Annotated in this window: 11 protein-coding genes; 2 read left to right on the top strand and 9 right to left on the bottom strand. The window is 60.2% G+C overall.

The genetic code is table 11. The annotated features are described in order from the left end of the window. Window positions 1–1,040 (top strand): MFS transporter (locus JWQ61_RS04495; protein ID WP_304359458.1); only part of this gene is annotated, 1,040 nt, incomplete at its 5' end. Here JWQ61_RS04495 and JWQ61_RS04490 read toward each other — a convergent pair. Together JWQ61_RS04490 and JWQ61_RS04485 are read right to left on the bottom strand one after the other, a co-directional pair. Further along, window positions 1,037–1,987: a GyrI-like domain-containing protein gene (locus JWQ61_RS04490; RefSeq protein ID WP_304359457.1), complete on the bottom strand. Its 951-nt coding sequence runs from the start codon at window positions 1,985–1,987 to the stop codon at window positions 1,037–1,039. The two genes, JWQ61_RS04495 and JWQ61_RS04490, sit on opposite strands and share 4 nt — an antisense overlap. 8 nt (window positions 1,988–1,995) lie before the next feature. Then, window positions 1,996–3,207, bottom strand: a complete 1,212-nt coding sequence (locus tag JWQ61_RS04485) for an MFS transporter (protein ID WP_304359460.1) — start codon at window positions 3,205–3,207, stop codon at window positions 1,996–1,998. 192 nt (window positions 3,208–3,399) lie between these two features. Here JWQ61_RS04485 and JWQ61_RS04480 point away from each other — a divergent pair, with 192 nt between their 5' ends. Next, entirely contained in the window at window positions 3,400–3,861 is a 462-nt protein-coding gene (locus JWQ61_RS04480) for a helix-turn-helix domain-containing protein (protein ID WP_304359456.1), read from the top strand. A 9-nt stretch (window positions 3,862–3,870) separates the two neighbouring features. On the opposite strand, the gene JWQ61_RS04475 is transcribed toward JWQ61_RS04480, so the two are convergent. From JWQ61_RS04475 to JWQ61_RS04445, 7 genes are all read right to left on the bottom strand, one after another. Beyond that, window positions 3,871–4,503, bottom strand: coding sequence for a trimeric intracellular cation channel family protein (locus JWQ61_RS04475; RefSeq protein WP_304359455.1), 633 nt, complete (start codon window positions 4,501–4,503; stop codon window positions 3,871–3,873). Between the two features lie 151 nt (window positions 4,504–4,654). Further along, the gene (locus JWQ61_RS04470) at window positions 4,655–6,394 is read right to left on the bottom strand and encodes an ABC transporter ATP-binding protein (protein WP_304359454.1); all 1,740 of its coding nucleotides are present in this window, start codon (window positions 6,392–6,394) and stop codon (window positions 4,655–4,657) included. 8 nt (window positions 6,395–6,402) lie between these two features. Beyond that, window positions 6,403–7,593, bottom strand: a complete 1,191-nt coding sequence (locus JWQ61_RS04465) for an ABC transporter permease (RefSeq protein ID WP_304359453.1) — start codon at window positions 7,591–7,593, stop codon at window positions 6,403–6,405. 8 nt (window positions 7,594–7,601) lie between these two features. Further along, window positions 7,602–8,540: an ABC transporter permease gene (locus JWQ61_RS04460; RefSeq protein WP_120234964.1), complete on the bottom strand. Its 939-nt coding sequence runs from the start codon at window positions 8,538–8,540 to the stop codon at window positions 7,602–7,604. An 11-nt stretch (window positions 8,541–8,551) separates the two neighbouring features. Beyond that, entirely contained in the window at window positions 8,552–10,579 is a 2,028-nt protein-coding gene (locus JWQ61_RS04455) for a M3 family metallopeptidase (protein ID WP_304359452.1), read from the bottom strand. A 71-nt stretch (window positions 10,580–10,650) separates the two neighbouring features. After that, window positions 10,651–12,411, bottom strand: coding sequence for an ABC transporter substrate-binding protein (locus tag JWQ61_RS04450; protein WP_369684878.1), 1,761 nt, complete (start codon window positions 12,409–12,411; stop codon window positions 10,651–10,653). Between the two features lie 139 nt (window positions 12,412–12,550). Continuing rightward, window positions 12,551–14,293: an ABC transporter substrate-binding protein gene (locus tag JWQ61_RS04445; protein ID WP_369684879.1), complete on the bottom strand. Its 1,743-nt coding sequence runs from the start codon at window positions 14,291–14,293 to the stop codon at window positions 12,551–12,553. Between the last annotated feature and the right edge of the window lie 414 nt (window positions 14,294–14,707).

The raw sequence follows: 14,707 nt of genomic DNA, 5'->3' as shown, positions 1-14,707 counted from the left end.
GGGTGTTGCAGGGATGCGGCGCGGCTTTGCTGCTGCCGGCTTCACTATCCCTGATCAAGCAGGCATTTCCCGAGGCGGGCGAACGCGCGGCGGCGATCGGCATATGGGCCGGCTGTGGTGGTGCGGCGATGGCTGCCGGTCCGCTGGCCGGCGGCATCCTGATACATCTGTTTGACTGGCGCAGCATCTTCTTGGCCAACCTGCCGGTCGGCCTGCTTGGTTTATGGCTGACCTGGCGCATCGGCGGCGATCGCAAACTGCTGCAAGCCAGGCCGCTGGATCCTGGCGGGCAATGCGCGGCGATCCTGGCGCTTGCTGCGTTGATCGCCGTGCTGATCGAAGGGCCGGTGCTGGGATGGGCCAGCTTGCCGGTCCTGGCTGGAATCATATTGAGCATCACGGCAGCCGGTGTCTTCCTGAAACTGCAAAACGGCCGCGCGCAAGCCATGTTGCCGCTGTCGTTTTTCCGGATCGGCGCTTTTTCCGGCGCAGCCTTGGTCTCGATGGCCTCGGCCTTGACCTTTTACGGCCTGGTGTTTGTGCTCAGCTTGTATTTCCAGCAAGCGCTGGCGTATTCGCCGCTGCATGCCGGGCTTGCTTTCCTGCCGCTGACGGCGCTGGTGACCGCCGGCAGCATGGCGTCGAATCGCCTGGTCAAAAAACACGGAGCGCGGCGCCTGGTGACAGCGGCGCTGGGCTGCTACGCCATCGGCTTTCTCGGCTTGCTGGTGTCGACCTCGGCGCCGTCATACTGGCTGCTGGCCTTGCCCATGCCGGCGATCGGCTTTGCTGCCGGCCTCATCACGCCGGCGGCGACCGCCGCATTGATGGCGGCCGTCGAGCCGGAACGTGCCGGAGTAGCGGCAGGCGTGCTGAATTCAGCGCGGCAAACCGGCGCCGCCCTGGGCGTGGCGATCTTTGGCGCCCTGGTTGCAGCGGCCCATCCGTTCCTGGCTGGCTTGCACACGGTGCTGTGGGTTTCGGCCGGGGTGACGCTGGCGGCCGCACTCGCCTGGCGCCGGGCGCTGCAGCCGGATTAAAGCGGCACCACCGGGATGCAAAGGTCGCACTCGAAGACGCCGGTTTTTTCATCGTAGCCGGCGTCGACCGGGTAGTACTCGAAGAACGGGCGGGTGTCGAGCTGCATGCCGCTGGCCGGCAGCCAGTCGCGCAGCAGGCGGGTCCAGGTTTCGCCGATATCGCGGCCGGTGCCGGCGTAGCGGGTCACCGCGTAGCTGCCGCCGGGAACGGTGGTGCTGAACGATTTGCCGCTGGCGACAAAATCGTCCGGCACTTCGACGCCGGCGTCGTAGCGGCATTTGTCGGCGCTGGTGATGCCCGGGTCGTCGTGGCTGATGCCGTAGCGGGGACGGCCGAACAGGTCGTTGGTTTCCATCCACGGGCAGACGGTCTCGCCCCAGAATTCCGAGATCGGCTGGCCGTAGGGGCCGATGTAGCGCAGGTAAGCGATCTTGGCAGCCTGGCGCTGGATGATTTTGACTTTCATGGGAATCTCCGTAGTGTCTGTTTGGGAGTTTCCATGATGGTCCGGAATGCGGCTGTTTTCCTGATCGGGCTTGCGATGCAACTGACCAGGATTGCTGTTGCGGTTTGCTTCAAGCTGTAGCGCCCAGCGATCCGCCTGTCCCTGGCGCCATTCGCTGGCGGTGCAGCCGAAGCGGGTCTTGAATGCGCGGGCAAACGCTTCGGTCGAACCGAAACCCACCGATAATGCGATTTCCAGGACTGGCACCCCGGGCTGGCCGATCAGCCGCAACGCCGCCATTTCCAGCCTGCGCCGGCGCAGGTAATCGCCGAGGGTTTCGCCCATCCATGCCGAGAACAGGCGGTGAAAGTGAAACGCCGAAAAATGGGCGACTTCGGCCAGTGTGCTCAGTTCAAGCGTCTGGTCGATGTGGCGGTCGATATGCTCGATCACTTTGTGCATGCGCCTGGCATAGGCCGCCTGGTTTTCTTGCGATGTCATGGGTAATCTTAGTCCGAGGCTGCGCCATGCGCCACTGCTTTCTGAGCCGGCATGTAACGCAAGCTCAACGCCCAGAACAGCAAGGCCAGCAAACTGACGGCCGCGCCCAGCAGGCAAACGCCGTTCCATCCGGCAGCGGCATAGGCGCTGGTCGAGGCGATGGCGCCGAGGCCGCTGCCGGCCGCGTAGAAAATCATGTAACAAGCGACCAGCCGGCTGTGCGCCTCGGACCGGCTCTGGAAAATCATGCTCTGGTTGGTGACGTGTATCGCTTGTCCGCCCAGGTCCAGCAGCACGATGCCGAGCGCCAGCGTCCACAAGCTGCTGCTCATCTGCGCCAGCGCCAGCCATGACAGCAGCAACAGCGCCAGCGCCAGGCCGGTGGTGCGCTGGCCGTGGCCACGATCGGCCCAGTGGCCGGCGCGGGCGGCCGCCAGTGCGCCGAGTACGCCGACCAGCCCGAACGCTCCGATTACGCTGTGCGAGAAAGAATAGGGCGGCGCGCTCAAGGGCAACACCAGCGCGCTCCAGAAGATGCTGAACGCCGCAAACATCAGCAGCGCCAGCAAGCCGCGGATCTGCAGTACGCGATCGCTTGCCAGCATGGCGAACATCGAGCCCAGCAGCTGCAGGTAAGAGAGGCGCCTGGCCGGCGGCGCTTGCGCCGGCAGCACGCGCACCAAGACCAGTAGCATCAGCAGCGCCATGGCGGCCGATGCAAAATAGACTGCGCGCCAGCCGGACAGGTCGGTGATCCATCCGGCCAGGGTGCGCGCCAGCAGCAGGCCGATCACCACGCCGCCCTGCGCCACGCCGACCACCCGGCCGCGTTCGGCCGGCGCCGCCGAGCTGGCGGCATAGGCAATCAGTCCCTGCGTCATGGCCGTGCCAAGCAGGCCAAGGCCCAGCATGCCCGCCAGCAGGATGGCGGGAGACGACGCCAGGCCGACGCCGACCAGTGTGATGCACAACAGGAATAGCTGCGTCAGGGTCAGGCGTCGCCGGTTCATCAGGTCGCCCAACGGCACCACAAACAGCAACGCCAGCGCGCAGCCGGCCTGGGTGGCGCTGATGACGATGCCGACTGCGGCCTGGCTGAAGCCGAAGTCGGCTGCCAATGCATCCAGCAGGGGTTGTGCATAGTAGACGTTGGCCACACTGAGGGCGCAGGCCGCTGCAAACAGCAGCACCAGTCCCTTGCTGAGGGAAGGCAGGACCAGTACCTGGCCGGGCGCGGCGCTTTCCGCCATGCTCAATTCCAGGCCGCCATGCCGGCCGGAGACCCGATAGTTTTCATGATTACCCATAGAAGAGTCCTTTTTTTAAAACTGGTTTCAAATTAAAACCAATTGAAGTTTAAGGTTTCTAGTTTTAAAATGCAACTGGAAACAATGTCCGGAATGAGGAAGAGCATGGCCAAGAGAAAAAACCTGAAAAGCGATAGCTGTCCGGTAGCCCGTTCGCTGGATGTGATCGGCGACCGCTGGTCGCTGCTGATCATCCGCGATGCGTTCGACGGCATGCGCCGCTTCGGCGAATTCCAGAAGAGCCTGGGAGTGGCGCGCAATATCCTGGCCGACCGCCTGCAGACCCTGGTCGCCGAGGGGATCCTGGAAGTCGCGCCGGCTTCCGACGGCACGTCCTATCAGGAATACCTGCTGAGCGCCAAGGGCGAGGGGCTGTTTACGGTACTGGTGGGCTTGCGCCAGTGGGGCGAAAAATACCTGTTCGGCAAAGGCGAGGCTTTTTCCCGCATGGTTGAGAGCGCCAGCGGCAAGTCGATCCAGAAAATCGAACTGCGTTCGCGCGAAGGCCGCTTGCTGGGGGCGGCGGATACGATGGTGCGCAAGGTCGACAACAAACAGGGCAGCTGACTATATTGGTCAGAGCACGGCTTTCGGCAGATGCCAGCCGTATGAGATCGCCAGCAGACGCAGGGTGAAACAGGCGACCCCGCCCAGCAAGGCGGCAGGGCCTGGCGTCATGCCGAGGCGACGGGCGGCGAGTACGCAAAAAGCGCCAACGAAAGCCGCGGTGGCGTAGATGTCTACCTGCAGCACCGCCGGCACGCGCGCCAGCAAGATATCGCGCATTACGCCGCCGCCCACCGCGGTGACAGTACCCATCAGCATGGCCACGAACGGCCGGATGCCGAACATGATTGCTTTTTCTACACCCGCCACGGCGAATAGGGCCAGGCCGGCGGCATCCAGCACCAGGATCAGCGTCGCAGGAAATCCTTGCACTGTCGAATGGAAAATAAAGGTCAGCAAGCCGGCCAGGAAAGTCAGCACCGGATAGCGCCAGTCGCGGATTGCGTTCGGCGGCGCGGCGCCTATCAGCAGATCGCGTATCACGCCGCCCCCAAGCGCTGCAACAAAGGAAATTACCATCACCCCGAGCAGGTCGAGACCGCCGCGCATCGCGCTCATTGCGCCTTCGATTGCAAACACCAGGGTGCCGACCAGGTCGGCTGCCAGCACGATGGTTTCGGTCTTCAGTTTTATCCTGTTCATTGACGGCGGCGCCTGTATTTATCGTTAGTGCAGGCAAGCTATAACGAAATAACCGGTACGTCAATCCGTGGCGTAAACGAGAACGGGGTACAGCTCGCGCTGTACCCCGTTGCTGACATGCAGGCAGCGGCCTGCCGCAGCTGCCCGTTTTTTAGTTTTGCAAACCGCGTGGAATCGCGCTCAGCAACTGGCGGGTGTAAGGATGGGTCGGATTGTGGTACAGCTCATCCGAATTGGCCAGCTCCACCACTTTACCCTGGTGCATCACCATCACCTGGTCGGCCAGGTATTTGACTACCGACAGATCATGCGAGATGAAGATGTAGCTCATGCCGAACTCTTCCTGCAAGTCTTGCAGCAGATTCAACACCTGGGCTTGCACTGATACATCCAGCGCCGAGACCGATTCATCGCACACCAGGATTTCCGGGCGCATGGTCAGGCAACGTGCAATCGCAATCCGCTGCCGCTGGCCGCCGGAGAATTCATGCGGATAACGATGATAGGCGACTGGCGGCAGGCCCACCTTTTGCAGCAGCTGCATCGCCATCTCGGTGCGCTCGTTGTCGTCGCTGCCGATCTGGTGGATGCGCATCGGTTCCAGCAGGATCTGGCCGATGGTGAAACGCGGATTGAGCGAGGCGTACGGATTCTGGAAAATGATCTGGATGCGCCGCTTGTAAGACATGAACTCGCTGTTGGACATGCCGATAATGTCCTTGCCTTCGAACAGCGCTTGTCCGGATGTGGCCTGGTGCAGGCGCATCAGGGTCAGGCCGACGGTGGTCTTGCCGGAACCTGATTCACCCACCACGCCCAGCGTCTTGCCGCGCGCCAGCTTGAACGAGACGTCTTGCACCGCCTTGAATTCCTTGCGGCCGAACAGGCCCTCGCGGAAATAAAAGCTCTTGCCCAGGTTGCGCACTTCCAGCAGGGTATCTTCCTGGCCGCTGCAGCCACGGCTGCGTTCGCGCAGGTCGAGGTCGGCGCCGTTGTTGCCGTTCACGCTGTTGTTCATAAAATCGCTGATCACCGGCAAGCGCCATGGGCGGGTGTCGAGCGAAGGGCGGCACATCAGCAGGGCCTTGGTGTAAGGGTCCTGCGGCGTTTCGAAGATTTGCCGCACGTCGCCTTTTTCGCGCACTTCGCCGTGACGCATGACGATCACTTGGTCAGCGATTTCGCCGACCAGCGCCAGGTCATGGGTGATGAACAGTACCGACATCTTGTGGCGTTTGCGCAGGGCTTCGATCAGGTCGATGATCTGCTTCTGGATCGTGACGTCGAGCGCAGTAGTCGGTTCATCGGCGATCAGCAGCTTCGGTTCGCAGGCGATCGCCATGGCGATCATCACGCGCTGCTGCTGGCCGCCCGACATCTGGCTCGGGTAGGCGTCGATCTTGGTCGCCGGCGACGGAATCCCGACTTCTTCCAGCAAGGCGATAGCCCGGGCGCGCGCCTGCTTGGCGTTCATGCCCATATGCAGCTGCAGCACTTCCGCGATCTGGAAGCCGACGGTGAACACCGGGTTGAGCGAGGTCATCGGCTCCTGGAAAATCATCGAGATTTCCTTGCCGCACATGTCGCGCCGCTCGTCCGGCGACATGGCCAGCAGGTTGCGGCCTTCAAACTCGATGACGCTGGTGGCGGCGATGCTGGAGTTATCCTTCGGCAGCAGGCCCATCACAGCCAGCGAACTGACCGATTTGCCGCTGCCCGATTCGCCCACCAGGGCGACGGTGGTGTTGTGCGGAATGTCGAAGGAAATGCCTTTGACGGTTTCCACCATGGTTTTTTTGTCGGTACGGAAGCTGACACGCAGGTCGCGCACGCGCAACAATGGTGCGGCGTCTTGCGCATGGTCTTGATTGCTATGGTTGGTCGATTGCATGATGTCTCCTATTTCAGCTTCGGATCAAGGGCGTCGCGCAGCGCATCGGTGAACAGCGAAAACGCCGTCACCAGGATCGCCATGGCGATACTTGCAGCCGCCAGCTGCCACCATTTACCAAGGATTAATTCGTTTTGCGCTTCGTTCAGCATGCTGCCCCAGGACACGACGCCGACCGGCACGCCGAAACCGAGGAAACTCAAGATCACTTCCGACTTGATGAAGCCGACCACCGAGATCGACAGCTGCACCAGCGACACGTGGCTGACGTTAGGGAAGATATGGCCGAACATCTTGCTCCAGTGGCTGGCGCCGATGGCGTCTGCCGCCATCACGTATTCACGCGACTTGTGTTTCATGTATTCGGCGCGGATCAGGCGGTAGGTGCCGGTCCAGCCGGTCAGGCCGAGGATCAGCACGATCGCCATCACGCCCTTTTGCTGCAGCACCGCGGCCACCGCCAGGATCAGCAGCAGGTAGGGGATGGAGGTGAAGATGCTGTAGAACCAGTTGAAGGCGTCATCGACCCAGCCGCCGAAGTAGCCGGACACCGCACCGAAGATGGTGCCGAGGGCAACCGCCAGCAGCGCCGCCACCAGGCCGACGATGATCGAGGTTTCCGCGCCCTTGATGGTTTTCTTGATGATGTCGTGGCCCCATTTGTCGGCGCCGAACGGCAGGGTCGGTTTGCGGATCAGGGTCGCGCTGGTGCCTTTTTTGGCCAGCTCGGCGCGTATTTCCGCCATTTCGCTCGCCAGCGGATCGGCAATGCCGTAGTCGTTGGCGACTACCGGCGGCGGAGGTGCGGCGGTATTGCTTTTGCGCAGATCACGCAGGATGTCGCGCAGCGGGTCTACCGGATTTTCCGGCGGCGGCGCTTCGACTACCGCATCGTTGTCGCTGAAGCCGCGCTCGGCGTCGGTTTGCGCACCCATGAATGTAGGTGGTGCATAGTTGACGCCGACTTCCTTGGACCAGTCGCTGGCGATCAGGCCGCTGGCTGACAGCGCCAGCATCGCCAGGTACAGGCCGACCACCGCCATCGCCGCCATGGCGACATGGTCGGCGCGCAAGCGCCGCCAGGCCAGGGCCCACAGGCCTGGCGAATGGGCGGCGCTGGCAGCGCTATTGAGGGCTACGGTTGCTGCTGTTGTTTCAGGCGCCGCTTGGGCAGGGGCCGAATTTATACTTTGAGTCATGGCGGCTCCTACTTCAGTTGAACGCGTGGGTCGACGGCCTGGTACAGCAAGTCAGTCAACAGGTTGAATATCATGGTGGCGGCGGCGACATAGATCGTGATCGCCTTGATCACCGGGAAATCACTGCGCTCAACTGCCAGGATTACCTCGCGGCCGATGCCTGGAATCGAGAAGAAGCGCTCGATCAGGAAGGCGCCGATCAGCAGCGCCGGCAGGTTCGACATGACATTGGTGATGATGGGGATCGCGGCGTTGCGCAAGACGTGCACCCACAGGATGCGGCGTTCCTTGACGCCCTTGGCGCGCGCGGTGCGGACGTAATCCTGGTTGACTTCATCCAGCACAAAGGTACGGTACAGGCGCAGGCTGGGGGCGATACTCACCGCCAGCATGATCAGGATCGGCAGCGCCGAGTAGTGGAACAGATTTTCCCAGAAGCTGTTGCCCCAGCCTTGCACCGGGAACAGGCTCAGCTTGTAGGCGAACCAGTACTGGAACAGGATGATGTAGACCAGGATGCTGATCGACATGCCGACGGTGCAAGCCACCATCACCATGCGGTCGACCTTGGAGCCGCGCACGAAGGCCACGGCCAGCGCCAGCGCGACGGCGATCAGGGTTTCCAGGATAGTCAGCGGGATCAGCACGGTCATGGACGGCCCGAGGCGGGTCATGATGACGTTGGCGACCGATTCACCGGTGCTCCAGCTATTGCCGAAGTTGAAGGTGACGATCTGCTTGATGAAGATCCACAGCTGGATGTAGTAAGGCTGGTCGATGCCCAGCTGGGTGCGGATGTTGGCGATCTGTTGCGGGTTCGACATCTTCCCGGCCAGGATATAGGCCGGGTCGCCGCCGACCCAGTTGAACAGGAAAAACACCAGGACGATAACGCCGAGCATGGTCGGCAGCATTTGCCAGAGGCGGCGCAGGATATAAGCGGTCATGGATATTCTCCTCAGTGCAGGCGCTGGCCTGAAATTTCGGCAAAGAATGCCTTGCTGTTAGGCTCGCGCCCGAGGAAGCTGCTGACCATTTCGCCAGCCGGCTTTTCGGCGCCGCGCGACAGGATGGTCTGGCGGTACAGGTGGCCGACTTCCGGGTTCATCAATTTGTCGTTATAGCGCGACAGCATGTCCAGCGCCAGCACTTCCGACCACATGTAACCGTAGTAGCCGGCTGCGTAGCCGCCCATCAGGTGGCCGAACTGGCCTGGGAATTCGGTGCCTGGCACATAACCGAGCGGTGTTGCGCCTTCCATCTTTTGCCAGACGGCGAGGGGCTGTTCCTGGTCAGCCTTGTCGTTGTGGATAGCCATGTCATAACCCGCGTACAGCAACTGGCGGGCATAGCGTATGCCGCGGCCATAGTTGTGGGCTGCGGTCAGGCGCTGCAGCAGGGCGTCGTCGATGGTTGGGCAGGGGCTCTTGCAGAAGCCGGCCAGCAGCGTCAGCGATTCCTTGCGGCGCGCCCATTCTTCGTACATCTGCGATGGCGCTTCGACAAAATCCAGCTCGACGTTGGTGCCGGCCTGGGTGACGTACTTGGTGTTTGACAGCACGCCATGCAAGACGTGGCCGAATTCGTGCACCAGGGTTTCCAGCTCGTCGCTGTTCAAGCCGTTGCGGTCGAAGTTGGTGACCAGGGTGGACACCGGCGTGCGGTGGGCCAGGGTGCTGACGCCGCGCGTAGCCCAGGCTGCCGCGTGGCCGTATTTGCCTTCGCGCGGGAACAGGTCGAGGTAGATGCCGGCAATACGCTTTTTGCTGCTGCTGTCGATGACATCGTAGTACTGCACATCAGGATGCCATACCGGCACTTCGACGCGCTTGAACTCGACGCCGTACAAGGTGCTGGAAACGCTCAGGATCCAGGGCACGGCGGCATCGGTCGGGAAATATTTACGCAAGGCTTCCTGGTCCACCTTGTAGCGCGACTGCTTGATTTTCTGCTGCCAGTATTCGGAATCCCAGCGTTCCAGCTTGGTCTCGGCCAGCGGCGTCTTCAGCGTTTCGGACTTGAACACGCGCAGTTCTTCGATTTCCTTGATTTCCAGCTGGGTGACCGCGGTTTGTACTTCGGTCAGGAATTTGTCCACGGTCTGCGGATTCTTGACCATGCGGCGGCGGGTGACCAGGTCGGCGTAGCTAGGCAGGTCGAACAAGGTCGCCATTTCGTGGCGCAGGTCCATTGCCTCTTTCAGGATCGGCAGGTTCTTCGGCGTGCCGTGGTTGGCGAACGCGATCTGGTAGCGGCGGCGCGCATCGCTGTTGTCGGCCGATTCCATGAAGGGCTTGTAATCGGGGTAATCGAAGCCGAGCAGGTAATTGCCCTTGTCGTCGCGCTTGGCGCGCGCCAGGTAGGCTTCCGACATGCCCTGCACTTCAGCCGGGGTGAATGTCAGTTTCTGGTTATTGTCGCGGATGTTGCGGGCGAATTCCTGGCTCAGTTCGTTGAGCTTGTCGAGGATGGCTTTCATGCGCGCCCGCTTTTCCGGCGCCAGCGAGACGCCGGTATCGTCGAAGCTGTAGAGGATATCCTGGCGCAGCTTTTTCTCGACCGGATCGGCCGGCTGGATGGCTTTGAAGCGCGCGTACAGTTTTTCGTTCTGGAACAGTTCGGTCGACAGCTTGTTGAGGTCGATCAGGCAGGCTTCGGTGGTGCTGCGGACCTTGGCGTCAGGCGAAACATTGTTGAGGATGTCGACCGGGCCTTGCAAGTCTTCGAAGGCGATCTGCAGGTCGTTCCATTCGGTGAGTACTTTCTTGCTGTCCTTGGCGTGCGCCGGCGGCAGTTTTTCCAGTACCGACACGCGCTTGCGCAAGGTGGTCAGCGTGCTGTCGCACAGGGTAGGGATGTCGTCCGCTTTCAGCAAGGGAATCAACGGGCGTTGCGCGCCTTGGGCGGCTGCCTGGTTCAGCGTCAACGTGATCAGTATTGCAACTGAGGTCGTAGCAACCGGCAAGAAAAATGATGATGGTTTCATGCATTTCCTCAAATATGGATTGAGTAAAGTTATAGGGAAAAGGGCGGACGGCGTGCCGCCGTCTGTCGGGTTTATTTTGTTTTCTCGATGTCGTAGTACATCCATTCGGTAGGCATCACCGGGTGCTTCTTGTAGCCGATCACCCGTGGCTGCGCAATCATGTTGCGGTAACGCGCATAACCGGCGCGCGATGGTGAATAGACTTCCAGGATGCGCGCCATCTTGTGGTACAGCAGATCGCGTTCGGGACCGTCCGGCAGCTTTTGCGAGGCAGCGTAGAGCGTGTCGAATTCAGGGATCTTGGTGCAGCCATTGTTGTTCTGGCCGATATTCGGTCCATAAAACAGCTGCATGAAATTGTCGCCGTCAGGATAGTCGGCGATCCATGGCGCAGTGCGGGTTTGCAGCTGGCACTCTTTTTCTGCCTTGAGCAGGTCAGGGAAAGTTTTCAGGTCGCCGACCATGCGGATGTGGATGGTGTCATAGGTCTTTTTCCACATTTCCGACTGTTGCTGACCGTTCGAGTCAGCGCGAGCGGAATAGCGTACCGTCAGCGGTTTGCCGTCCGGCAGGGTGCGGTAGCCATCGCTGCCAATCTTGTAGCCGAACTTGTCGAGCAGGGCATTGGCGACGTCCGGTTCGTATTGGATGCTGCTCTTGTAATTAGGGTCGTGGCCGACCACGCCTGGCGGGATCGGGTATTCCAGCGGGATTGCTTCGTCGTTCCAGACTACCTTGATTTCTTCGCGCACGTTGTGCGCCATGGCGATGGCGCGTCGGAGTGCGATCTTTTCCTTGCTCAGGCCGCCCAGTACCGGGTCCTTCATGTTCCAGTAGAAGTAGCTGATTTCAGGGTCAACGATACGCGACAGCTGCACGCCGCGTTTGACGAACTCCGGTTTCAGCTTGCCGCCGGCCATGACTTGCGGCGCCAGCGGGCCTTGCAATTCGGTGATGTCGACTTCGTCGCCTTCGAACGCCAGCAGGCGCGACTGGTCTTCCACCATGACGCTGATTTCAACGCGGCCGATCTGCGGCATGCGCTTGCCTTTCATCTTGGCCACGATGGCGGCATCGCCAGGGTCGGTGCTAGGCTGGAAATCCCATGTGTAGCCACGGTAGTCCGGGTTGGCGGTCAACACCATGCGCGAGCCGCGTATCCATTGGCTCAGGATGTAAGGGCCGGTACCGACCGGATGTCCCATCACAGTGCCCTGGGCATCACGGTACTTTTCGATCACTTCACGCGCCACGGCGCTGGTCGGCTGGTGCGCCAGGATCATGCCAAGGTTGAAGTCGGGTTGTTTCAGGTGAATGCGCAGGGTATAGCGATCCAGCAGTTCGAAACCGGGCACATTGGCGTCGTAATCGAAATGGCCGGTTTTCTTGGCTTGCGTGGCCAGATCGTCGAGGCCGACTACCTTGCCTTCCAGCAGCCAGGTTTGCGGCGAGGCCAGCTGCGGATCGAACAGGCGTTTCCACGAATAGACGAAATCGGCCATGGTCAATTCGCGCTTCTTGCCGTTGAACACCGGATCATCGGCGAAATAAACGCCTTTTTTCAGATGGATGGTATAGGTCATGCCGTCCGCGCTGACTTCCGGCAGGGCTGCCGCTGCCGAAGGCATCAGCCTGGCCGGGCGCGCCAGGTATTCGTAGGCGAACAGCGTTTCAAATACCGACTGGTTCACCAGTTGCGAATAGAGGTCGCGCGTCACGGCCGGATCGAAACCGGTTTCCGGCGCCACGAAGACGAAGCGCAATACCTTGTCGGGATCAGCCGGTGAAGTTGGCGCCGCCACCGATGCCTTCATCGGCAGGGCGCACGCCAAACACGCAACCAATATCCCGCGTAACCAAAGCGAGTTCATACCATGTGTCTCCTTCTAAATGTCTCTAGCTAAATAAATTGGAGCTGCGGCAGGCGATGTTTGCCGCAGCTGGATTGTCTGTTACCGAATAGGTGATGAGTTAGTGTTTTTCGACATCGATGTACGGCCACTCAGCGTGCAGGATCGGGTGTTTCTTGAAACCCTTGACCCATGGCCGCACCAACCAGCTGCGGATACGGGTCGTGTTCAGGACCCAGGCTGTGTCCGCCTCGAACTGCCGGTTCATCTGCAGATAGATCTGGTTGCGTTCGGCGCCGAGCGGCAGGGCCATGGCCTTGACGTAGAGAGAGTCGAAAGTGGGTGACTGGTAGCAGCCGTGGTTGCCGTGGCCGGAGTTGGGCCCGTACAGCAATTGCAGGAAATTCTCGGCTTCCGGATAGTCGGCCATCCAGGCAGCGCCCCACATCATCAGTTCGCATGAGGTCGCTGCTTTCAGGTTGTCGGCAAAATTGCTGACGATGAATTTGGTCTTGATGCCGACCAGGTCCAGTCCGCGTTTCCAGAGTTCGGACATTTCCTGGCCGATCCCGCCCTGGTTGGAGGTATATTTGAGCAGCAGCGGGGAACCGTCGGGCATGGTGCGATAGCCGTCGGCGCCGCGCTTGTAGCCGAAATGATCGAGCAGTTTATTGGCCAGCACGGGATCGTAATCGATGCTGGTCCGGTACGCCGGATCATAGCCGCCGACGCCTGGCGCAATGATCATTTCCAGTTTCATGGCCTGGCCATTGCGCAATAAAGAGGCTTCTTCCCTGTTGTTGTATGCCATCGCTATGGCACGCCGCAATGCAATTTTTTCGTTGCTGTAGCCGCCTATGACGGGGTCTTTCATGTTCAGGACAGTGTAAGTAATCCCGGTGTCGACTACGCGTTGCAGCTGGATGCCTTGTTCAGCATAGGCGGGCTTGAGTTTGTCGCCGTCCAGCACGCTGAGCGCCGCGGTATCGGGCATCTTGTCGAAATCGATCTGCTTGCCCTGGAACGCCAGCCAGCGCGACTGGTTTTCTTCGATGATGCTGACTTCGACCCTGCCGATCTGCGGCATTTTCTTGCCTTGCATATCCTTGATCACCTGCTTGTCGATGGCGTCGGCAGAGGGCTTGAAGTCCCAGGTATACCCGCGGAACTCAGGGTTGGCGACCAGGACGATTTTGCTGCGCGGGACATACTGCTCCATCATGTAGGCGCCGGTTCCCACCGGGTGCTGGCCGGTTTGCTGGCCATAGGCATCGACCACCTCGTGCGCCATGGCGCCAAAGGCGCTGTAAGCGACCACATTCAGGAAGTTGTAGTCCTTGGCGTTGAGGACGACCTTGAGGGTGTAGCGGTCTGGCGCCTGCAAGCCGGCTAGCGGCGCTTCATAGTTGAAATGGCCGGTTTTTTGAGCTTGTGCAGCCAGCTCGTCGAGGCCTGCAATCTTGCCCGCCAGGAAATTGGCGGACGGCGAGCGGTTTTTCGGATCAAGCACGCGCTTGAACGTGTAAATGTAGTCTTCGGCGGTCAATTCCCTGCGTACCCCTTTGAAAGCCGGGTCGGGGGAGAAATAAATACCCTTCTTGATGTGGAAGGTATAGGTCTTGCCATCCTCGCTGATTTCCGGCATCGCTTCCACCGTCTTGGGCACCAGCTTGGCCGGACGCGCAAGGTAATCATAGGTGACCAGGGGTTCGAAGATGACTTCGCTGACCCAGCCGGAATAGAAATTCTGGGTGCGCGCCATGTCGAAGCCATCGTCTGCGGCTTCGAATGCGGTTCTTATCACTTTGGTTGGATCGGCCGGGTTGGCTTCGGCGCTGCCGGCGACGGCGGCGAGCGCCAGCATGGGCGCTACGAACAGATGTTTGAGCTGGACGAAATTCGACATTTTACGGATCATTTTTTTATGCCTTTTGAGCAAGTGGTTATTTTCTGTCTGCGGTCAAGATTGCTTATCCTGATCACAAAACAGCGTCATCTCCGATGACATCGCAGTTCTCTGCCGGTAAGCAGATATGCGATCAATAGTTTCTGTTTCCCACTAAAAATCCATTAAAGCCGGACTGCGTTGCCTATGGCGCTAGGCTGGAATTCATTCATTTCATGGTCTCCTTCGTTGTCGTTGATTTTTATGCCTGACGGTCTGCGCGCGTTCGAGGTCAAGGCGGCATAGTACAGAATCCGGCGTAAAAAGATAGATAATCAAATCGATACTATTGCAAAAATTACAGCTTTTCTAGTGTTTTTCAACATCCAGGTA

This window comes from Collimonas fungivorans (assembly GCF_028292705.1).
In the GTDB taxonomy this organism is placed as follows: domain Bacteria; phylum Pseudomonadota; class Gammaproteobacteria; order Burkholderiales; family Burkholderiaceae_D; genus Collimonas; species Collimonas fungivorans_B.
The sequence above is the reverse complement of the archived record's forward strand: the minus strand, read 5'-3'. Positions and strand labels throughout refer to the sequence as shown.